The sequence below is a fragment of the Bifidobacterium erythrocebi genome (assembly GCF_012932675.1).
Taxonomy (GTDB): domain Bacteria; phylum Actinomycetota; class Actinomycetes; order Actinomycetales; family Bifidobacteriaceae; genus Bifidobacterium; species Bifidobacterium erythrocebi.
This window is the reverse complement of sequence record NZ_JAAIIF010000008.1, coordinates 72,438-93,739: the sequence shown is the minus strand read 5'-3', so window position 1 is coordinate 93,739 and position 21,302 is coordinate 72,438. Positions and strand designations below refer to the sequence as shown.

Here is a 21,302-nt window from a genome sequence, read left to right as displayed (position 1 = left end):
TTACTCCTCGGCCACCAGGTCGAGATAGGAATCGTTCCACAGATCCTCGTCGCCGTCGGGCATCAGCAGCACACGTTCCGGGTTCAGTGCCTCCACCGCGCCCTCATCGTGGGTGACGAGCACGATCGCGCCCTCGTACTTGGCGATGGCCTTGAGAATCTCGTCTCGCGACGCGGGATCGAGGTTGTTGGTCGGCTCGTCGAGCAGCAGCACGTTCGCGCGGGAGGTGACCAGCATGGCCAGGGCGAGACGGGTCTTCTCGCCGCCGGAAAGCACTCGTGCAGGCTTCATGGCATCGTCCCCGGAGAACAGGAACGAGCCGAGGATGCTGCGGGCCTGGGTGTCGTTGAGCTCCGGGGCGACGTGCACGAGATTCTGCAGCACGGTCGCGTCGAGATCGAGCGTATCGTGCTCCTGCGCGAAATAGCCGATCTTGCATCCATGACCGTATTCGACGGAGCCGGTATCAGGCTCCTCGATGTGGGCGAGCAGACGCAGGGTGGTGGTCTTGCCGGCACCGTTGTAACCGAGGATCACCACGCGTGACCCCTTGTCGATGGCGAGGTTCACGCCGGCGAACACGATATTCGAGCCGTACGCCTTGGAGATGTCCTTCGCCATGATCGGCGTCTTGCCGCAGGGCGCCGGCTCCGGGAAGCGGATATCGGCGACCTTCTCGGCCTTGGTGGCCTCGGAGGTGTTCTCCAGCAGCTTTTCGGCGCGACGCATCATGTTCTGCGCGGCGACGGCCTTGGTGGCCTTGGCATGCAGGCGAATGCCCTGCTTCATCAGGCGATCTGCCTTCTTCTCGGCCACCTCGCGCTCGCGGCGGCGACGCTCCTCGTCGACCACACGCTGGTGCAGGTATGCCTTCCAACCAAGGGAGTACATGTCGATCTGACCAAGCTGGGCATCCAGATGCCACACCTTGTTCACCACTTCGTCAAGCAGCTCCGTGGAATGGGAGATGACCAGGAATCCGCCCTCGTATTTCTTGAGGTAGCCGCGCAGCCAGTCGATGGAGTCGGCGTCCAAGTGGTTGGTCGGCTCGTCGAGGATCAGGGTGTCGGCATCGGAGAACAGGATCCTGGCCAGTTCGATGCGACGGCGCTGGCCGCCGGAGAGCGTTCCCAACTGCTGTTCCATGACGTCCTGCGGCAGGCCGAGGGACGCCGCCATGCTGATGGCCTCGGACTGCGCCGCATACCCGCCGGCCTTGTCGAAGTCCTGCATGGCCTTGTCGTAACGGTTCATGGCCTTGGACATCACGTCCGGATCAGGGTCGGTCATGTCCTTTTCGGCCTTGCGGATACGGCTGATGATCGAGGCGATGTCGCGGGCGCTCATCATGCGGTCGAGCGCGGTCTGGGTCGGATCGGCGGCATGGGTGTCCTGCGGAAGGTACCCGAGCTTGCCGGATACGCGCACCTTGCCCGCGGTGGGCAGCATGTCGCCCGTGATGACGCGGGTTAGCGTGGTCTTGCCGGCACCGTTGCGACCGACCAGACCGATCTTGTCCCCCTTGGACACGTGGAAGTCGGTGGGATGAAGCAATGTACGCGCACCGATCTGAATCTCCAGGCCCTTTGCCTCAATCGCCATGCCTCATCCTTCTCTTTCCGATATCGTGATGTACTTAAAGCCAAGGGAATACTATAGCAATACCGCGAACCGTGGCGTACGGGAAGGGTCTTTCAGCCTTCGGCGGCCTCGTTGATGCAGCGGATGGCGTTGAGCGTGCGGGGGTAGCCGATATACGGCATGCACTGGGACACGACCGCGATGAGGAACGCCTTCTCGTTGCCGACCGCCAGATTCGCCTTCGCATGGGCCACGAGCTGCGGCTCGCAGCCGCCTTGGGCGAGCAGGAAGCACAGGGTGATCATCTCGCGTTCGCGGGTGGTCAGCCCCTTGCGGGTGTAGTAGTCGCCGAAGCAGTTGTCGGCCAGCCACTTGTTGATGTGACGGGTTTCCTCCGGGCCGGACTGCGCGAAGCCGCGCATGCCCTCGCCGAAGATCTCGACCTGGGAGCGCTCCCCCGCCTCGGCACGCGTCTGCGGCGTGGTGGTGGACTGGCCTTCCAGCGGCAGGTTGATGTCCTTGTCGACGAACACCTCGTTGGTCGTCTTCAGGAACGGCAGCACGCGCCCGAATCCAAGATATGCCGTGGCCTGATAGACCACTTCCTTTACCTGCACCGGAGTGACACCGGTCTCCAGTGCCACGGGCAGCATCATCTCGTACGCGTCGACGCCCTGACAGCCGATCAGCGTGGCGAGAATCGCCATGGAACGGGTGGAGTCGTCAAGGTCGGGATGCTGTGCTCCGGGCTCGTTGACCACCTCGCCGTAGGCGAAATTGGAGAAGAATTCGATGAACTCCGGATCGGCCTGTTCAAGGGTGATCTTGCCATCGGAGAAAAATCCGTTCTTTTTGCCGAACATGCGTTGCCTTTCCTGTGATGCTTGCTACAGGCGCGACCGACGACCGGGAGATGGCCGCCTGTCTGCCCTGCTCATACCTTATGCCCGTCCGAACACCGCTTCAAATGATTATGGAAGATGCTTCACCATGCGCATATTGCATGAAACCTGTCATCCACGCCGAACACACGAAGGGTGCGCCGCTTCTTGCGAAACAGGCGCACCCCACACATTGCGGCATTACGGAGGACATCCGTTGGATGGCTCCTCCGCCCTCGCTCAGACCTCGCTCACCCGAAGCAGCGACTTGATGGTCCTGCGCCGATCCATCGCATCGTAGGCGGCCTGGATCTCGTCAAGGGTGAATTCGGCGGTGAACACACGGCCGGGATGGATCTCACCCTTCAGCACCAGGTCAAGCAGATGGTCGACTTCGGTGTCGTAGTGGCGCACCGGAGCCGGGCCGCCACGCAGGCCGACATTGCGGTAGAAGAGCCCCGGAATATCCGCCTCGACGTCATGCGGCAGGCCCACACGGCCGACGACGGCACCGCAGCGGGCGACCTTCATGGCCGTATCGTTGGACAATGCGGAACCCACGCATTCGAGCACCGCATCCGCACCGTAGCCGTCGGTCATCTCCATAACGCGGGCCACGGCCTCGTCGCCACGTTCCTCGACGATGTCGGTGGCACCGAACTCACGAGCCAGAGCCTGGCGGTCGGCGTGACGGCTCATGGCGATGATGCGCTTGGCACCGCGGATCTTGGCGGACAGCACGCCGCACAGGCCCACCGCGCCGTCACCGAACACCACTGCGGTATCGCCGGGCTTGACTTCGGCGGAGGCGGCGGCATGGTAGCCGGTCGGCATCACGTCGGACAGTGCCAGCAGGTCGGCGAGCTTCTCGTCGGAGAAGGACTTCGCATCGCCAGGCACCACGACGAGCGTGCCGTTCGCGTGGGGCACACGCAGGTATTCGGCCTGGCAGCCAAGCCCCTCGCCGCCGAAGTAGCCGCCGTGCGGGCAGGAGGATTCGAAGCCGGCCTTGCATACCGGGCACTCGCCGCAGGAATACGGGAACGGCACGATCACAAAATCGCCCGGCTGGGCGATGGTGACGTCGCTGCCGACGGATTCGACCACGCCGATGGCCTCATGGCCGGTCTGGGTGTCGGCCTCGCGTCCGTCGCGGAAGAACCACAGGTCCGATCCGCACACGCAGGCGTGCACCACACGGATGATGGCGTCATCCGTCTCGATGAGCGTCGGCTTGGCATGCTCCTCGCAGGCCATGGTCTTGATGCCTTTATAGATTGCTGATTTCATATCCACTCCTTCATGGGTCGACGGGAATCATAACTGGACAATACGGTGCCGTGGCATGCAAGGCGCGTCAGACGGCCGAGGGATCGTGCTGCTGGCGTTTGACCGCATCGACGATGTCCCGGTTCTCCTCCAGCAGACGTTTCGCCTCGTCCTGACGCCCCTCCGCGATGGCGCGCCAGTACAGGGTCTTGAACGACACGTACGCCTGCTGCATACGGATGCTTTCGGCCTTGGCCGCCAATCGCAACGCCTGCGCGTCCAACAGCTCCACCTGCCTGCGAGCGCCTTGTGGTCCGTCGGTGGAGTTGGCGAGGTATTCGCGCATGGAGTCCAGCGGCATGCCGGTTGCGGCGAGGCAGGAGATGGTGATGAGTGATTGCAGGTCGTTGTCCGAGTACATGCGGTGCCCGGAGCTGGGGTCTCGTGCTATCGGTTTGATGATGCCGATTTGTTCGTAGTAGCGCAGTGTGGTTTCCGGTAGTCCTGAGATCATCGAGGCTTGTCGGATGGTGTGCCAGGTGCTTGTTGTGTTGCCCATGGTTCGCACTCTATGAACTTCGAGTGCTTGAAGTCCAGTGTCGGTGTGTTGCGTGTCGTGTGGTTTGAGGTCTGTCAGCCTAGGTGTGCTTTGAGCCATGGTTCGGTGAGTTCGCCGATGCGTTTGGCCATGTATTGGTAGCCGTAGTCGCTGGGGTGGAATCGGTCGTGGGCGTAGAAGCGTTTCTGGTCGGCGTGTACGTCTTCGTGGGTCATGTCGAGGAAGAGTACGTTGTTCTTGTCGCAGACGGTTGTGCTGATGGCGGTTTGTTGGTTGGTCATGCCTTCGATGACTTTGCGTAGGCTGGCTCCGAGGGATGGGCTGCGGTAGAGTTGCGCCGCGCTGAATACGATGATGTTGTTGCTGATGGCTTTGGCCTCGTTGATTGTGGCGGTGAGGTCGTTTTCCCATTCCTGTGGGGTTCGTCTGGCCATGAGGTCGTTGGATCCGGCGCAGATGATCAGTAGGTCGGCGGTGCCGTTGATTTCGGGCAGGAGCCGGTAGCGTACTCGTCTCATGGTGGCGCCGAGTTTGCCGTGCGCTTCCCAGGTGATGGGTTTGTCGAGGATGCGTGAGAATTCGGTTGCCATGTCCGGGGTGAATCCGTGGGATTGGTTGTCTACGCCGCATCCGGCGATCATGGAGTCGCCGACGGTGATGAGGCGTAGTGGTTGTGTTTGGCTGTCGGTGGCGTTTATGGTGCCGGTTCGTTCGCCTTCGGGTTCGGGGTCGAGGTGGATGGCGTGCTGGGCCCACCATGCTTCGGCGAGTGCCAGGATGTTCATGTTCCCTTCTTTCTGCTGGTTGCTGTTGTTGTGCCGTGTGGGCGTTCGGGTCGTTGTGTGGGGTCGTGTGTTGGCTTGGCTACGGCTGTTAGCGGAAGATGACGTGTTTGCATAGCGGGTAGCCCCATGCGAATTGGCAGCCCATGGTGAGGAATTTCACGAGGATGGGGTTCCATTCGAGGGTTTTCGGCAGCCAGGTGAGCATGGTCGAGCCGAAGAGGTAGTTCCATAGCCATAGTGCGATGAACAGTGCGACGCTGCGTGTGAAGTTGCTGGATGATTTGAAGGTCACGTTGCGGTTCATGAGGAAGTTGTATGACGCGGACAGCACGATGGCGACGGCGTTGGCTGCGGCGGATGGCACCGAGATCAGGTGCAGGATGGTGAACGATCCGAATTCGACCAGTGTCTGTGTGGCGGAGACCATGAGGTATGGCAGCAGTGTTCTGCGTTGTGGCTTCTGCCGTTGCTCATGGCCGTTGTCGTCTGTGTGTTGTTCGTGTTCGTTGCCGCTCATTCGTGTGCACCTTGTGTGTGGTTCGTTTGACCGCAGCTCAGTATAGGCAGGTCCCGGTATCGGCGGACGGCGGCGTGCAGGTGGCGGTTGCACGGGTTTCGTGGGCTTCGGGTAGTCTGCTGTTGGTTTTGCCAGTGACCGCAAGGTCACTATCGAATGTCGAAGGAGAACAAACATGGCATTTTCGCATAATGCGCCGTTCCGCGCCGATGTGGTCGGATCCTATCTTCGCCCGGCCGAGCTCAAGCAGGCACGCGCCGATTTCGCCGCCGGCACCATCGATGCCGCCGCGTTGAAGGCCGTCGAGGACAGGCTTATCACCGAGCTTGTGGCCAAGCAGAAGGCCGCCGGCCTGCATGTCATCACCGATGGCGAGTTCCGCCGCGGCTGGTGGCATTTCGATTTCATGTGGGGCTTCAACGGCGTGGACCACGCCGCCGCCGCGCATCGTGTCGCATTCCATGACGAGGTCACCCCGGCCGACACCGCCACGGTGACCGGCAGGATCAACGGCGAGAACCATCCGTTCGTGGAGCATTTCAAGTTCGTCAAGCAGTTCGAGGACGAGAACACCGTGGCCCGTCAGACCATGCCGTCCCCCGCGCAGACCCGCTTCGTGCTCACCGGCAACAAGGCCGCCTACCCGTATGACGAGTTCTACGCCAGCGACGACGAGCTGACCGCCGACATCGTGGCCGCCTACCGTCAGGTGATCGCCGACCTGTATGCCGCCGGCTGCCGCAACGTGCAGTTCGACGACTGCACCTGGACCCGTCTGTGCGACAGGAGCGTCCGCGAGCGCCTGGGCTGGAGCGATGAGGATGCGCTGCGCCTGCAGCAGGAGAATCTTGATGTGATCAACGCGGTGATTGCGGATCAGCCTGCCGATCTGGCGATCAATACGCACGTCTGCCGTGGTAATTTCCATTCCACTTGGCTGTCTTCGGGCGGTTATGCGCCGGTTGCGGCCAAGCTGTTCGGCGAGGAGAACGTGAACGCCTATTATCTGGAGTTCGATGATGATCGTTCCGGTGATTTCGCCCCGTTGGCCGAGGTGTCCGGTGATAAGAAGGTCGTGCTTGGTCTGATCACTTCCAAGAAGCCCGAGCTTGAGGATGCCGATACCATCAAGGCGCGTATCGAGGAGGCTTCCAAGTATGTGCCGTTGGATCGTCTGTGCCTGTCCACCCAGTGCGGTTTCGCTTCCACCGAGGAGGGCAATAAGCTGACCGAGGATCAGCAGTGGGCGAAGATCGCGCTCGTGCAGTCCATTGCGAAGGATGTCTGGGGCGAGTGATTCCGGCCTGTGGACGGTATTCGTCCAACGTATAGCTCTCCCCCTATGGGATTGGGGTGCGCGTGGCCGCCTATTCGGATCGGCCCGTGCGGCGATGCTGGTTTTCCGGCGTTGCCGCACGGGCCGTTTCTTGTGTCCTGTCATCGGATTGCGCCATCGTGCACGCAGGCCAGCGTACTAGAGTGGTTGTTGTATTCGTCTTATCAGGGAAGGGGTTCCATGGACACCGCCAATGATGCCGACCGCCTGCAGATGCTGTTGTACAGCGCCTATGATTCCGATACCGTGCGCGATATGGAGCGTCCGCTGTTGGACGATGGCGTGCCGTTGATGCGTATGGCCGCTTCTGCCACGGCAAGGGTGACGATGAAGCTGCTCGACGATGAGGGTCTTGCCGTGGAGGATTCGCGTATCGCCGTGCTGGCCGGCGCCGGGGATAATGGCGGCGACGGCCTGTATGCGGGGGCCATGCTTGCCCAGGAGGGTGCGCAGGTCACCGCCATCGCCGTGGGGCGTTCCCTGCATGATGCCGCGTTCGCCGCGTTCGTCCACGCCGGCGGGCGTGTGCTGGTGCTTGATCCGAACGCCGATATTCCCGGTTGTGCCACGGGCTTCTCCGCGGGCGAGGCCGGCGAGCGCCTGCAGGCCGCCGTCGAGTATGCGCGCGGTTCGCATGTGGTGCTTGACGCGATGACCGGTATCGGTGTCAATGGCGCGCTGCGGGGCATTCCGGGCACGCTTGCCGCCTCTCTGGGCGAGACGTCGCGGCTGCCTGACCGTCCGGCCCTTCCCCATAACGAGCCTTCCGGCGATCTGCCGCTGGTCGTGGCCGTCGACACGCCATCCGGCGTGGGCGTGAACGACGGCACCCTTCCGGGCGCGTATATCCCCGCCGATGCGACGGTGACGTTCGGCGCGATAAAGCCGTGCGCTATGGTGCCCCCGGCATCCTATGCCTGCGGCAGGCTCGTGCTGGTCGATTTCGGGTTCGATATTGACGAGCCGGATCCGACGGTCGAGATGACGGACAGCGATTTCGTATCCGAGTCGATTCGTCTGCCGCGCTTCGAGGACGGCAAGTATTCGCGTGGCGTGGTCGGCCTGGTGACCGGTTCCACGCGCTACCCGGGGGCCGCGGTGCTGACGGCCAGGGCGGCGGCACGGTCCAATGTGGGCATGATCCGCTACATGGGTCCCCAGCGCACGCAGAACATGGTGCTTGACGCCGTGCCGGAGGCGGTACTGGGCAAGGGGCATGTCCAGTCCTGGGTCGTTGGCTCCGGCGTGCCGTGCGGCGGTGACGGGACGGGCGGCGAGGATATCCAGCGTGAGACCATCGCGGCACTGCTCAAGCATTACGCGTTGGCCGACGGCGAGACCGATGACGGTGCGCGGCGCGACGATGAGGCGCGCGCCATGCCGCCGATCGTGGTGGATGCCGGAGCCTTGGATCTGCTGCCCGCGCATGTGCCGGCGCAGGTGGTCGTCACTCCTCATGCCGGCGAGCTGGCGACGCTGCTGAACCGTCTGCGCGGCGAGTCCGAACTGTCGCTGACCGCACGGGATATCCAGGCGGAGCCATTGCGGTATGCGACGCTGGCGCACACGCTGACCGGCGCGACCGTGCTGTTGAAGGGCGCCGTCACCATCGTGGTCGGTACGGACGGCGAGGGACGGGATCGCATCATGCTTTCCGGGCGTGCTCCGGCCTGGATGGCGACGGCCGGATCGGGTGACGTGCTGGCCGCCCTGTTGGGGGCGTTGCTTGCGCAGCAGGGCGATCTGCCGGTAGCGGACCCGGCTCGCATGCCCGAAATCGCCGCGGCCGCGGCATACCTGCACGGCTTGGCGGGGGCCGACGCCTCCGAATCGGAGCAGCGTGGATGGAACAGGCCCGAACTCTACGGGCATGCCGAGAAGCGCACGTTCTCGTCGCTTGGCCATCCGATCATCGCCACGGATGTCATCGCCGCCATCCCCCAGGCCTTCGACGAACTGATCCGCTAGATCATCGCCACCCCGTGCACGCACCGCCGGCCGTTTTCCTGCCCGCTTCTTATGTTGGATGCCTGACAAGAGAGGTGGGTGCATGCAACAGTTTTCCGTGGTCCTGAACCAGCTCATCGGCATGGGCGTCATGCTGGTCGTGGGCGTGGTGTGCGTCAGGACGAAGCTTTTGAACGAGGACTCCCTGCAGGGGGTGTGCCGTCTGATCCTGAACGTGGGCATTCCGATGCTGGTGTTCTCCAACGCCGTGTCCGGCACCACGCGCGAGGACCTGTTCGGCTCCGCCGCGGTCATCGGCATCACGATCGCGCTGTACGCGCTGCTCATCGTAGCGATGTGGCTGCTGGCGAAGATGCTCCGTCTGCCGGGCGAGCGCGGGCGCATGTTCCAGGGCGCGTTCATCTTCGGCAATGCCGGGTTCATCGGCTTGCCGCTGATCCTGGCATTGTTTCCCAAGCAGGGCGCATTGTATTTCGCGTTGATGTCGCTGACCGACCAGTTCTTCTTCTGGACCTACGGAGTGTGGATCACCAAGCCGAAGTCGAACCGGCAGACGTATATGGACGAGCATCCGGCGAAGACGCTGGGGTCGAGGATTCTCGGCATGCTGAGCCCCGCGCTGGTGGCGGTGATCCTCGCGATCGCGATCGTGCTCATCGGCATCCCGGTACCGCAGGCGGTGATCGCTCCCCTGCATTCGCTGGGCGCGATCTCCACGCCGTTGTCGATGATCTACCTCGGCGGCCTGTTCGTGCTGCGCGACTGGGCCGGCGTGCTGAAACGGTACGAACTGTACGTGGGCATCGTGGTCAAGATGGTGCTCTTCCCCATCGCGTTCCATGCGCTGCTCGTCGCCGTGCCGCCGATGCTCGGCCTGGGGGCGATCCCGCGCAGCATGGCGGACATGATGACGATCATCGCGGGGCTGCCGACCATGAGCGCCATCGTCATGTTCTCGGAACGCGAGCATAACATGCCCGAATACGCGGTGGGACTGGTGCTGGCCACCACCGTGGCGAGCCTGTTCACGCTGCCGGCCGTATCGTATCTGACGTTCTGAGTCTTCGGGGCGACGTCGGCATCCCGCCGATGCCGCCCTTTCTCGTATTTTCCCCTGTATACTGAACAAGGTTGTGCAAACGTAATCAGTGATGAAAACGTAGTCAATGCTGACGGTATCAGAGGGAAGATCATCGGATGGACATCTTGACGAACATCGTGTACACGATACTCGACTATTCGCCGGAACTGCTGCTCGCATACGTAGTCGTGGCGGCAATCGTAAGCCTGATCAAACGAGTGCGGCGCGGCCTGCGGGACGACCGTTCGCCCATCGGCCTGATGACGGCCCGGCTTACCGGGCGCGAACGGGAGGACGAGGATGACGACGTGCCGGCGCACGACCCGTACACCGCCGCGAATCTGCTGAACGGATACACGCAGGGCGAAAGCCCCACACTGGGCGACGACGCGCCGATACCGCCGCAGTCGCTGCGCACCCCCACCCCGCTTCCGCCGGGGTTCGTGCGCCTCGACCAGCAGACCCGCCGTCAGCCGGCGGAGCATGTTGCAACGGCAGGCACCGATCCTGCAGCCACCTCTTCCCTGGCATCGACCGGATCCAGCGTCGCCGAAACACTGCGCGGCCTGCCGGGCGAATACCATGTCATCGACGACGTGGTGATCGCCGACACCGCCGGCCCCACGACAGCCCACGCCTCCACCGCCATGCTCGACCACGTCGTGGTCTCGCCATACGGCGTATTCGTCATCGATGAGAAGGAACTCATGGAGGAACGCATCGAGGGCGACGTGCAGGACGCGCATTGGCGTGCATGCTGGGGCAACGGACGGGACCCCTCACGCCCCGACGCCGATCTGTTCAATCCGATCATGGAGAACATCCGGCATATCCAGGCGCTCGCGCATATCACGGGGATTCCGATCGGCCGGTTCGTCTCGCTCATCGTGTTCTGCGGGGACGGCATCGACCTTGACGGCATCACCGGACGCGGCAGACTGCTGTCGAGCACGCGCGGCATGCCGTACCCGACCCGCATCATCACACGCGACGAATTGCCCGGCATCCTCGCCCAATACCGCAAACCGCAATTGGACGAATTCATCTGCCAGTCGAAGACCGCGATCATCGAATCGCTGAGCGCCAGCCGACCCGCGGACCAGGACCGCTGAACAGATCCTCACCGACCGGCGCGACCGGCCAGCACGGCGGCCACGCACTGCACCAAGGCGACGGCGGTCATCACGCCCAACGACACGACATAGCCGCCGGTCGCCTGATACAACGCGCCGAACAGCAGCGGACCGGCCGAGGCGATAAGGTAGCCGATCGACTGGGCGAAACCGGACAGCAGCACCGTCTCCACGGCACTGCGGCCGCGCATGGCGATCAGGGCCAACGCCACCACCAGCGACGCGCCCTGCGCCACGCCGCCGACGAACGCCCATACCGGCATGAGCGAGGGGCAGGCCAGCATGCCGATACCCGCAACGACCATGGGAACGCTCGACGTCAGCGCCGCGCAGACCTGACTGCCACGGATCTGCATGAGCCTGGGGATCAGCAGGCCGGAGAAGATGCCGGTGAACTGGAAGACGAACAGATGCACGCCCGCCGCCGAGGCACCGAACCCCGCATGCTCGGAAACGCTCGGCATCCAATTCGACATGGTGTAGAACGCCGAGGATTGGGTGCCCATGAACAGCGTGACCCACCATGTCATCGGCCGGCGCAGCAATGCGGCCATGGTCCCCGCCGACCCCTGCCGGGCATGTCCGCCGCCTTCACCCAGCACCAGCGTCTGCGCCGACCCGGTCGTATTGCACGTCTCAACGACTGCCTTGCGCCACGAATGCGCCATCCTGACGATCCACAGCACCGCCACGGCAAGCGGGGGAATCGCCCAGAACGCGAGCGCGTGACGCCATCCGCCCCAGGCCTGCGCCATGGCGGATGCCGTGAGCCCGGCCACCGCCGAGCCGCACGTGATGCATGCGGAGTATACGCCCGTCGCCGTGGCGACATGGTCCGCATAGTCACGTTTGGCGATGACGGGCACCAGCACGTTGCCGACCGCTATGGCCGAGGCGAATATCACCGTGCCGACCCATATGCCGGCACCGCCGGTGAATGAGCGGATCACGTCACCCACTGCGATGGCGATGAGCGCAAGCAGAATCGTGCAGTCGAGGCCAAGCCGCGAAGTCAGCAAGGAGACCAGCGGGCTCACCGCGGCGAACGCCAGCAGCGGGATCGCGGCCAAGAGCCCCTGCAGCCCGCCCGCCCATCCGAAGTCGGCACCGATGTGTTCGAGTACGGGGCCGACCGCGGCGATGGAGGGTCGCAGGTTCAGCGAGACCAGGAAGACCAGTGCCGCCCACACTCCCGTCGATCTGCGGTTCGAGACAAGACGCAGCCGTTCCATTCCCATCGTTCCTCCCCAGGTAACAGGTCATGCCGTCGCCGTCGCGATGCCCCGCATCCGGCGTGCCCTCATGACAACGGTATTGTTATACGCGCCGGCATGAACCTGCCACATGTGGGACGGAAGCGTTCTCGCCGTGCACGGGTACGGTACACTGGCGGTGCCGATGTTCCATTGTTCAGAAGGGTGTTCGCATGGCTTCCGCTTCCCGTCCCATTACCGATGTGATCTTCGATTTCTGCGGCGTCGTGCTGGACTGGCAGTGCCGCGCGGCCCTGGAGGGGCGCTACCCGGCCGAACTGGTCGACCGGATCTGCGCGGATGACGACCCGTGCGGTTTCTTCGACTATGAGGATCGTATGGATCACGGCGAGTTGCTGGAGCAGGTGCTGCCCGATGTGAGGCGGGAGCAGGGGGAGGAAATCGCCGATATCTTCGCCGATTACATCGCGCGCTACGATGATGCGCTCCCCCGCATGATCCCCGGCATGGAGGAACTGCTAAGCGATCTGCGCCAGGCCGGATACGGCGTATGGGGATTGACGAACTGGTCGTGCGAGACGTTCCATGTCGCCTTCGAGAAGTTCCCGCAGCTCGAACGGCTATTGGACGGCACGGTGGTGTCCGGCGTGGAGAAGAAGTTCAAGCCGAACGCCGATTTCTACGAGCTGGCGCTGCGGCGTTTCAGGCTGAAGCCGGATTCGTGCGTGTTCTTCGACGATACCGCGAAGAACGTGACCGGCGCCCGGCAGGTGGGCATCCACGCCTTCCGGTTCGTCGACGCGCAGCAGGCGCGCAGGAACCTGGAGTCCATGGGCGTGCGCCTGTAGAACCTCTGACGATCCCGTATAACGCCCCGTATCACGATTCCGTATAGCGGAACGGCTCGTTATCAGCCTGCCTTCGTTGTCAGCGCTCCGTCATAGATTGAGTTTATGACCCTTCTGCAGTTGAAGTACATCGTCAAAATCGTCGAATGCGGCTCGATGAACGAGGCCTCCCACGAGCTGTACGTGTCGCAGCCCGCATTGAGCTCTTCCGTCAAGGAACTGGAGAAGGAGCTCGGCATCGAGATCTTCACCCGCTCCTCCCAGGGCATCGCCCTGACCGTGGACGGCGCCGAATTCCTCACCTACGCGCGTCAGGTGCTCGACCAGGCGTCCCTGCTTGAGGAACGCTACAAGAACGCCAAGCCCCGCAAGCAGCTGTGCACCGTCTCCACGCAGCATTACATGTTCGCCGTCGAGGCGTTCGTGGAGATGATCAACTCCATCAAATCCGACGAATACGAGTTCACGATCCGCGAGACCCGTACGCGCGACATCATCGACTCGGTCGCCAACATGCGCTCCGACCTGGGCATCATCTACCTGTCGGACTTCAACAAGGACGTGATCGGCAAGCTGCTGCGCGAGAAGCACCTGGAATTCCATCCGCTGTTCCGCGCGCCGCTGCACGTGTTCATCTCACGTGACAATCCGCTCGCCACGAAGAAGCTCATCACCATGAAGGATCTGAAGCCGTTCCCCTTCATCCAATACGAGCAGGGCGAGGACGGCAGCTTCTACTTCGCCGAGGAGGCGGTCTGGCCCGACTACTCCCCCAAGCAGATCAACGTGACCGACCGCGCCACCATCCTGAACTTCATCATCGGCCTGAACGGCTACACGGTGTGCACCGGCATCGACAACGGCGATCTCAACAACGAGAAGATCGTCACCGTACCGTTGGATTCCGACGAGACCATGCTGGTCGGCTGGATTACCAACGAGCGCGCGAAACTGTCGACCGCGGCGGAGAACTACCTGGAGAAGCTCAAGTCGGTCGTCGCCGACCACGGCTACAAGCTGATCGACTGATCGGAGCAGCGGCTTCAAGGAAGCCGGCTTCCGCATCATATAAGCGAGGGGCGTCGCACCATTCCCGGTGCGACGCCCCTCGCTCGTCTATGCCTATACGATGCCTATACGATGCTATGCGCGTATAATCGCGCCGAATCGGTCAGGCGCCGTATTGCGCAAGATACGCCTCGGCTGCCGCGGCGATCTGCGGCGTCACGTACGGGGTGCCGTCGGCGGTCTCGATGTGCTGGCCGGCCTCGAAGATCTCCTTCACGTTCGCGATGGAGAACACGGGGAATCCGAACTCGGCCTCGACGGCCTTCACCGCGGAGGTGTCGGAATCCTTGGTCTTCTCCATGCGGTCCACGCTCAGCACCAGGCCCACCACCTCGACGTCGGCTTCGGCCTTGAGCTTCGGGATGACCTCGCGCACGGCGGTGCCGGCGGTCATCACGTCGTCGACGAGCAGCACCTTCATGCCGTCGACGAGCTGCGTGCCGACCATCATGCCGCCGTCGCCATGATCCTTCTTCTCCTTGCGGTCGAAGGTGTAGCCGACTTCCATGCCGTGCGCGGAGGTCAGCGCGATGGCGGTGGAGACGCCCAGCGGAATGCCCTTGTACGCCGGGCCGAACACGGTGTCGATGTCGTTCGGCAGGTTGCCGGCCTCGATCTCGGCGGCGATCTTCTCCGCATAGAATGCGCCGAGTGTGGCGATCTTCCTGCCGTCGTTGAATGCACCGGCATTGATGAAGTACGGGGACTTACGGCCGGACTTGAGCGTGAACTCGCCGAACTTCAACGCCTTGGATTCCAACAGGAACTGTGTAAAACGAATATCGAGGGATTCAGCCATTGCTTTCCTTTCCCGTTTCTGTATCGAAAACTCAAATATGCCTCGGCATCCGGCGGGAGTCGGCATGCCATATGTATCCGTCTGCCGCCAGATGCCCATCGGACTCTTAGCGCCAGGTCTGCCCGGCGGCGAGCTTGGCCGCAAGCTCCGGACGATCGTCAAGCAGATCGTCAAGCTCGCGCGCCACGCGCAGCGGAGCGACCGGATCGAACAGGGCGGCGGCGCCGACCTCGACCGCGTTGGCACCGGCGTACAGGTATTCCAACGCCTTCTCGCCGGTGTCGATGCCGCCGATGCCGATGATCGGCACCTCAGGCAGCGCGGTGCGCACGCGATAAACGGCAGCGATGCCCACAGGCAGCACAGCCGGGCCGGACACGCCGCCGGTACGATTGGCGATGATCGGCTCGCCGGTCTTGATGTTCAGCCTCATGCCCAGCAACGTGTTGATCATGCTCAGCGCGTCGGCACCATGTTCGACGGCGGCACGGGCAGGCTCGGTGATGTTGGTGACATTCGGGGTGAGCTTGACGATCATCGGCTTGTCGGTCATCGGGCGCAGCTTGTCCATCAGCTTGGACAGAGCGACCGGATCGGTGCCCACGCTCATGCCGCCATGCGTCACATTCGGGCAGCTGACGTTGATCTCCAGCATGTCCGCGTCGCAGTCGGCGAGCTTGGCCACGACCTCGCAGTAATCCTCGTCGCAATGGCCGGCCACATTGGCGATGACGGTCGCACCGATCTTCTTAAGCTTGGGCAGATCGTCGACCAGGTAATGGTCGACACCCGGATTCTGCAGACCGACCGCGTTGAGATTGCTGGCAGGGCCTTCAGTGGTACGCGGGCTGGGATTACCCTCCCACGGCACCGGGGAAACACCCTTGGTGCATACCGCGCCGAGCTGGCTGACATCATAGAACCAGCGCACGGCGGCATACTGGAAGGTGCCGGAAGCAGTGCCCACCGGATTCTTCCACGGAACACCGGCCACCTTGGTGGGGTGCTTCCATTCATGGTCCTCATACAGATTGATGTGATTGGTATCGTTTGCGGTCATGATCACTCACCCCATCCCAACTGTTCACGAGAGAAAACCGGGCCATCGGAGCAGACCTTGAGTCTGCCGTCCACGGTGTCGATGGTGCACAGCACGCAGGTGCCGTAGCCGCAGCCCATACGCTGCTCCATGCTCAACTGGCAGGCGAGGCCACGCTTGGCGGCCCATGCGGCCACGGCCTTCATCATCGGCAGCGGCCCGCAGGCCAGCAGCACGGTGTCCAGGCCTTCGGCGGTGAGGCCGCCATTGGATTCCAGCTGGTCGAGCAGGGTCACGACGTTGCCGTGCTCGTTGTCGATGCTCAGCAGCGAATCCACGTACGGTGCCACGATGTCGTCCGCGAACTTCTCGTCACGGTAGCCGAACACCGCGGTGACCTTGGACTCGCCGGCATCATGCAGCTTCTGCGCCGCGCAGATGAGCGGCGGAACGCCCAGACCGCCGGCGACCAGCACGTAATGCGCCTTGTCCTTGATGGAGAAGGGCTTCGTGCCGAGAGGTCCGAGCACGTCGACGCTGTCGCCCACATGCTTGGCGGCGAGGTTCTCGGTGCCCTTGCCGACCACGGCGAAGATGATGCTCACCTCGTCGCCGTTCACCTCGCTCACGCCGAACGGACGGGGCATGAGCATCATCTCGTTGTCGGTGAACAGGTTGACGAACTGCGCCGGACGGGCGTGCTCGGCGATGTACGGGTCCTTGAACGCCATACGGACAACACCCGTGGTGAGCTCTTCGATGGCGGTGATGGTAACGGGGTGACGCGGCGGGAAATACCCTGCGGCGACGGCCTCGTCCACCACATCATATGTGCGGGTGAACGTCATGTTCTCTCCTCTTCGCTTACAGTACTGCTCTCAGATTATCGCGCATGTCGATCGCCGCGGCCTGCGCGGTCTCACCGACCAGTTCGAGCGCCTCGGAGGCGCTCATCGTGTCGCTGTATTTGCCGCTCTTCCTCCACGCGCCGATGATGCCGCGCGAGGAGTTGACGATCGCGCCGGAACCGTCCGCGTCGAACATGCCGCGCACATCGGCGGCGGTACCGCCTTGCGCGCCATAGCCCGGCACGAGGAAGAACGTGTGCGGCATGCGCTTGCGCAACGCCTTGCCTTCCTCCGGATGGGTGGCCCCGACCACGGCACCGACTCGGGAGTAACCATACTTCCCGATTGTTTCGGCGCCCCAGCCTTCCACCAGATCGCCCACATGCTCGTACACCTTCGTGCCGTCGGCGAGGTCGAGCATCTGCAGCTCGCTGGAGGACGGGTTGGAGGTGCGCACCAGCACGAACAGGTCCTTGTCGGTCTGCGCCGCGGCGTCGACGAACGGCGTGATGCCGTCGGTGCCGAGGTACGGGTTGACGGTGATGGCGTCGATGTTCCACGGGTCGTGCTCCCCCACGCCGGTGAGCATGCGGGCATAGGCCGCGGCCGTGGAGCCGATGTCGCCGCGCTTGGCGTCGGCCAGCACGTACAGTCCGCGTTCGCGCGCGTATTCGCAGGTCATGGCGTACACGTCCACGCCAGCCGGGCCGAGCGCCTCGTACATGGCGATCTGCGGCTTGACGGCGGGAACGATCCCCGCGACGGCGTCGATGATGGTGCGGTTGAACTCGAAGTAGGCGACGGCCAGCTGGGCTGCGGGCAGTTCCTCCTCGCTTTCGACGGATTCACGGACCTCGTCGGCGAAGGATGCCACCACTTGGGCCGGCACCAGCGCTTCGGTCGGGTCGAGGCCGACGACGCTGGGGTTCTGCGTCTCGGCGATCGCTTCGATAAGACGATCCATATTCTTTTTCCTTTCGCTGGTTCGGCTTACAGGCGGCTGAACGCCAGTGTCGAGCCGATGACGGTCGCGAGCGGGCGGCCGGAGACCTGCCATCCGCCGAACGGGGTGTTGCGCGCCTTGGAGTGGAAGCGTTCGGGGTCGACCGTCCACTGCTGCGCCGTGTCGAGCACGACCAGGCCGATTTCCGTACCGTCGTCGCACCCGCGCAGGTCGAGCACCCGCTTGCCTGTGCCCTCGGCGTGCGCGGCATCCTGCTGCGCGTCGAGCAGCGCGGCGATGTCGGTGGGCGTGTGGCCCATCAGCTTCGTCGGCTCGGTCGCCATCAGTTCGATCAGACGCTTGTCGGAGATGAAGCCGCCGTCCACCAGCACCTTGTGGCATACGCCGTACGCGCATTCCAATCCGATGATGCCGTTGGGCGCTTCGAGGAAGCCGAGCTGCTTTTCCGCGAGCGTGTGCGGCGCATGATCGGTGGCGAGCATGTCGACGGTGCCGTCCGCGATGGCCTCGATGGTGGCCTGACGGTCGGCTTCGCTGCGCAGCGGCGGGTTCATCTTGGCGAGCGTGCCGTACTTGAGCAGCGCCTCGTCGCTCAGCGCGATGTAGTGGGGCGCGGTCTCGCAGGTGATGGGCAGTCCTTCGGCCTTGGCGGCGCGGATCGCCTTGAAGGAGATCGCCGTGCTCACATGCTGGAAGTGCACATGGACGCCGGTCTCGCGCACCTTCTCGATGTCGCGCGCGACGATGGCGAGCTCGGTGTCCTCGGGGATGCCCGGCACGCCGAGTTCACGGGATACGGGGCCCTCGTTGACGGCGCCCGTATCGTGATGCTCGCAATGCTCGATCAGGTACAGGCCGGATTCCTTGGTGTTGGCAAGCACCTGGTCGAGGATCGCCGGGGTGACGGCGGCGCCGTCGTCGCTGATGGCGGTGACGGGATGCGCGAGCTGGTATTCATCCTTGTTCGCGGTGTCCTCGCCGGGCATATAGCGACGCCACTTGGCGACCTCGGTGGCCTCATGGCCCGCACGTCCCTTGGATGCGCACACACACAGATCGTAGTTGACCGGCAGCTTGACGCCGTGCGCGGCCTCGTAATGCTGCAGATAGTCGATCACACCGGTATAGCCGGCGTCCAGCACCTCCTTCGCGCCGGGAGCCATCGGATCGTCCAGCGTCTCGCCGTCCATCGCGGGCACGGTGTTGGGCATGACGAGCACGTTCGTGTAGCCGCCCGAGGCGGATGCCGCGCACCCGGAGACCATGGATTCCTTGTAGGTCTGTCCGGGGTCGCGGAAATGCACGTGCGGATCGGCGAATCCCGGCGCCAGCGTCAGCCCGGAGGCGTCGACGTCCGTACCGACCGGCTTCTCGGCCAGCGCATCGGGCGAATCGTCGACGATGAGGTCGATGCGCTCACCGGTGTCCCAGACGGTGATGTCGTGAAGGGTGATGGCCATGGATCAGAACTTCGCTTCCTCGTCGCAGTAGTCACAGCGGTATTCCTGGCGGTCGGAGTGCACCAGGTGGAACATCTGCACGGCGGGTTCGGTGGTGGTCACGCAGCGCGGGTTCACGCATTTGATGATGTTCACCACATGCTCGGGCAGCGTCGGCTTCTTCTTCTCGACGATCTTGCCGCCGCGCACGATGCCGACGGTGGCGGTGCGGGCCACGAGGCCCAGCACGTCGAGATCGATGGACTCGGTCTCGTCCTCGATCTTGATGATGTCCTTGGTGCCATACAGATGGCTGTCGGTGTTCATGATCAGCGCGAGCTTGGTCTTGGACGGGTCGATCTTCAGGTATTCGAGCACCTTGAGCGCGGTGCCTGCCGGCACGTGATCGATGATGATGCCGTTCTGGATGCTGGTGACTTCCATCAGGCCTGTACCTCCTTGGCTTCCAACGGTTCGTATCCCGGCAGTTCGTCGCCGACCACCGAGCTTTCCAGCGCCATGCGCATGAGCATGCCGTTCTTGACCTGTTCGAAATAGGCGGCGCGCGGGTCGTCGTCCACCTCGACGGCGATCTCGTTGACGCGCGGCAGCGGGTGCAGCACGGCCATGTCGGGCTTGGCCTTCTTCATCTTGGCCTCGTCGAGGATGTAGGTGTCGCGCAGGCGCAGGTAGTCGTCCTCGTTGAAGAAGCGTTCCTTCTGCACGCGGGTCATGTACAGTACGTCAAGATCGCCGATGACGGAGACGAGATCCTTGACCTCGACGTAGGAGCAGGACGGCGTCGCGTCGATGCGGTCGAGCACGTACTGCGGGGTCTTGAGCTCGTCGGGGCTGATGAGCACGAAGTTCACGTTGCCGAAGCGGCACAGCGTCTCGATCAGGGAGTGCACGGTGCGGCCGAAGGTCAGATCGCCGCACAGGCCGACGGTCAGGTTGGTGACGCGGCCGAAGCGGGACTGCAGCGTGGCCAGATCGGCCAGGGTCTGCGTCGGGTGCATGTGACCGCCGTCGCCGGCGTTGATGACCGGGACCGAGGCGGCACGGGCCGCGACGAGCGCGGCACCTTCCTTCGGGTGGCGGATGGCGACCACGTCCACGTAGTTGGAGACGGTCTTCAGGGTGTCGGCGATGGTCTCGCCCTTGGTCACGGAGGCCAGCTGGGCGCCGGCGAATCCGATAACCTTGCCGCCCAGGCGCAGCATGGCCGTTTCGAAGCTCAGGCGAGTGCGCGTGCTCGGCTCATAAAACAAAGTGGCGAGCACCCTGCCTTCGCAGGTGTGCGCCACTTCCTTACGATGAGAATCAATGTATTGCGCTTTATGAAGCATCTCCCGAATCTGCCCCACGGACAAATCATCAAGAGTGATAACGCTTTTACCGACCATCGGCGTTTCGATCGCCGGTTCGAGTTCTGAAGACAACGGCTCACCTTTCATGCAACTTGTGGTTGAAGGTGGCCACTCGAAGTGACCTAGCCAACTATAGGGCGAGCCACTGACCCACGATGTTCACCGCGTGTTCACCGCGCATCCGGTCCCTGAACCCCGCGCCGGTGCGGGCGAGACACGGATGTCAGGGGAAAGTTAAATCATTGAAGATATGAAGAAGCCATTGTCGAAAAGTTCCATCACGGCCATCGTGCTTGCGATCCTGGCCATTCCGCTGGCGTTCGCGAAATCCGCGATAGCTTCCCAGTTCTTCTGCTCCATTCTCGTGGACCTATCCATCGTGTTCGCGCTCATCGGCCTGATCACGGTGTTCGGCACGAAGAAGCACGGAACACGTCAGCTGGCCGTCGCGACCGCCGTGCTGGTAGCCGCGGTGTCCATCGTGCTGTCGATGTACGTACGCTGACGCAGAGCAGCCAGGACGCTGCCCATATGCAGACGCCGATGGGCGTCCGCCCCCGTTCGAGGGATGGACGCCCATCGGCGTCTTTTGTCAATGGTTTT

General features: G+C 63.2%; 21 protein-coding genes. 7 read left to right on the top strand and 14 right to left on the bottom strand.

What is annotated here, in order from left to right:
• The 6 genes from G1C98_RS03955 to G1C98_RS03930 all read right to left on the bottom strand — a co-directional run bounded on the left by G1C98_RS03955 (position 1) and on the right by G1C98_RS03930 (position 5,502).
• Positions 1–1,602 carry an ABC-F family ATP-binding cassette domain-containing protein gene (locus tag G1C98_RS03955; RefSeq protein WP_169079468.1) on the bottom strand — a complete coding sequence of 534 codons (1,602 nt, stop codon included), beginning with the start codon at positions 1,600–1,602 and terminating at the stop codon, positions 1–3.
• Positions 1,603–1,694: 92 nt separating this feature from the next.
• Entirely contained in the window at positions 1,695–2,444 is a 750-nt protein-coding gene (locus G1C98_RS03950; protein ID WP_169079466.1) for a carboxymuconolactone decarboxylase family protein, read from the bottom strand.
• 258 nt (positions 2,445–2,702) lie between these two features.
• Positions 2,703–3,752: a zinc-dependent alcohol dehydrogenase family protein gene (locus G1C98_RS03945; protein ID WP_169079464.1), complete on the bottom strand. Its 1,050-nt coding sequence runs from the start codon at positions 3,750–3,752 to the stop codon at positions 2,703–2,705.
• A 67-nt stretch (positions 3,753–3,819) separates the two neighbouring features.
• Positions 3,820–4,290, bottom strand: a complete 471-nt coding sequence (locus G1C98_RS03940) for a MerR family transcriptional regulator (protein ID WP_169079462.1) — start codon at positions 4,288–4,290, stop codon at positions 3,820–3,822.
• A gap of 74 nt (positions 4,291–4,364) precedes the next feature.
• Positions 4,365–5,075, bottom strand: coding sequence for an SGNH/GDSL hydrolase family protein (locus G1C98_RS03935; RefSeq protein WP_169079460.1), 711 nt, complete (start codon positions 5,073–5,075; stop codon positions 4,365–4,367).
• Between the two features lie 88 nt (positions 5,076–5,163).
• Positions 5,164–5,502: a GtrA family protein gene (locus G1C98_RS03930; RefSeq protein ID WP_240944922.1), complete on the bottom strand. Its 339-nt coding sequence runs from the start codon at positions 5,500–5,502 to the stop codon at positions 5,164–5,166.
• Between the two features lie 265 nt (positions 5,503–5,767).
• On the opposite strand from G1C98_RS03930, the gene G1C98_RS03925 reads away from it, so the two are divergent.
• The 4 genes from G1C98_RS03925 to G1C98_RS03910 all read left to right on the top strand — a co-directional run bounded on the left by G1C98_RS03925 (position 5,768) and on the right by G1C98_RS03910 (position 11,089).
• Positions 5,768–6,889 (top strand): 5-methyltetrahydropteroyltriglutamate--homocysteine S-methyltransferase, encoded by a 1,122-nt coding sequence (locus tag G1C98_RS03925; RefSeq protein WP_169079456.1) that lies wholly within the window; start codon positions 5,768–5,770, stop codon positions 6,887–6,889.
• A gap of 219 nt (positions 6,890–7,108) precedes the next feature.
• Positions 7,109–8,896: a bifunctional ADP-dependent NAD(P)H-hydrate dehydratase/NAD(P)H-hydrate epimerase gene (locus G1C98_RS03920; protein WP_169079454.1), complete on the top strand. Its 1,788-nt coding sequence runs from the start codon at positions 7,109–7,111 to the stop codon at positions 8,894–8,896.
• 82 nt (positions 8,897–8,978) lie between these two features.
• Positions 8,979–9,956 (top strand): AEC family transporter, encoded by a 978-nt coding sequence (locus G1C98_RS03915; RefSeq protein ID WP_169079452.1) that lies wholly within the window; start codon positions 8,979–8,981, stop codon positions 9,954–9,956.
• Positions 9,957–10,093: 137 nt separating this feature from the next.
• Positions 10,094–11,089: a nuclease-related domain-containing protein gene (locus G1C98_RS03910; RefSeq protein WP_169079450.1), complete on the top strand. Its 996-nt coding sequence runs from the start codon at positions 10,094–10,096 to the stop codon at positions 11,087–11,089.
• Between the two features lie 8 nt (positions 11,090–11,097).
• Here the strand turns inward: G1C98_RS03910 and G1C98_RS03905 are convergent, their stop codons facing one another.
• Positions 11,098–12,342, bottom strand: a complete 1,245-nt coding sequence (locus G1C98_RS03905) for an MFS transporter (RefSeq protein ID WP_240944901.1) — start codon at positions 12,340–12,342, stop codon at positions 11,098–11,100.
• 194 nt (positions 12,343–12,536) lie between these two features.
• On the opposite strand from G1C98_RS03905, the gene G1C98_RS03900 reads away from it, so the two are divergent.
• Both G1C98_RS03900 and G1C98_RS03895 read left to right on the top strand, forming a co-directional pair.
• On the top strand, positions 12,537–13,172 hold the full coding sequence (locus G1C98_RS03900; RefSeq protein ID WP_169079446.1) for an HAD family hydrolase: 636 nt from the start codon (positions 12,537–12,539) through the stop codon (positions 13,170–13,172).
• 105 nt (positions 13,173–13,277) lie between these two features.
• Positions 13,278–14,201, top strand: a complete 924-nt coding sequence (locus tag G1C98_RS03895) for a LysR family transcriptional regulator (RefSeq protein ID WP_169079444.1) — start codon at positions 13,278–13,280, stop codon at positions 14,199–14,201.
• Between the two features lie 142 nt (positions 14,202–14,343).
• Here G1C98_RS03895 and pyrE read toward each other — a convergent pair whose 3' ends face one another.
• The 7 genes from pyrE to pyrB form a co-directional block, all read right to left on the bottom strand.
• Positions 14,344–15,039 carry an orotate phosphoribosyltransferase gene (gene pyrE, locus G1C98_RS03890; protein WP_169079442.1) on the bottom strand — a complete coding sequence of 232 codons (696 nt, stop codon included), beginning with the start codon at positions 15,037–15,039 and terminating at the stop codon, positions 14,344–14,346.
• Between the two features lie 106 nt (positions 15,040–15,145).
• On the bottom strand, positions 15,146–16,099 hold the full coding sequence (locus G1C98_RS03885; RefSeq protein ID WP_045919846.1) for a dihydroorotate dehydrogenase: 954 nt from the start codon (positions 16,097–16,099) through the stop codon (positions 15,146–15,148).
• 2 nt (positions 16,100–16,101) lie between these two features.
• Positions 16,102–16,926, bottom strand: coding sequence for a dihydroorotate dehydrogenase electron transfer subunit (locus G1C98_RS03880; protein WP_169079440.1), 825 nt, complete (start codon positions 16,924–16,926; stop codon positions 16,102–16,104).
• A 16-nt stretch (positions 16,927–16,942) separates the two neighbouring features.
• The gene (gene pyrF, locus G1C98_RS03875; RefSeq protein ID WP_169079438.1) at positions 16,943–17,890 is read right to left on the bottom strand and encodes an orotidine-5'-phosphate decarboxylase; all 948 of its coding nucleotides are present in this window, start codon (positions 17,888–17,890) and stop codon (positions 16,943–16,945) included.
• Between the two features lie 26 nt (positions 17,891–17,916).
• On the bottom strand, positions 17,917–19,350 hold the full coding sequence (locus tag G1C98_RS03870) for a dihydroorotase (RefSeq protein ID WP_169079436.1): 1,434 nt from the start codon (positions 19,348–19,350) through the stop codon (positions 17,917–17,919).
• Positions 19,351–19,353: 3 nt separating this feature from the next.
• Positions 19,354–19,773 carry an aspartate carbamoyltransferase regulatory subunit gene (locus tag G1C98_RS03865; protein WP_026645904.1) on the bottom strand — a complete coding sequence of 140 codons (420 nt, stop codon included), beginning with the start codon at positions 19,771–19,773 and terminating at the stop codon, positions 19,354–19,356.
• A complete protein-coding gene (gene pyrB, locus G1C98_RS03860) occupies positions 19,773–20,735 on the bottom strand; it encodes an aspartate carbamoyltransferase (RefSeq protein ID WP_205831901.1) in 963 nt (320 codons plus the stop codon). Before pyrB ends, G1C98_RS03865 begins: the two co-directional genes overlap by 1 nt.
• Positions 20,736–20,949: 214 nt before the next feature.
• Here pyrB and G1C98_RS03855 point away from each other — a divergent pair, with 214 nt between their 5' ends.
• On the top strand, positions 20,950–21,204 hold the full coding sequence (locus G1C98_RS03855) for a hypothetical protein (RefSeq protein WP_169079432.1): 255 nt from the start codon (positions 20,950–20,952) through the stop codon (positions 21,202–21,204).
• Positions 21,205–21,302: the final 98 nt, after the last annotated feature.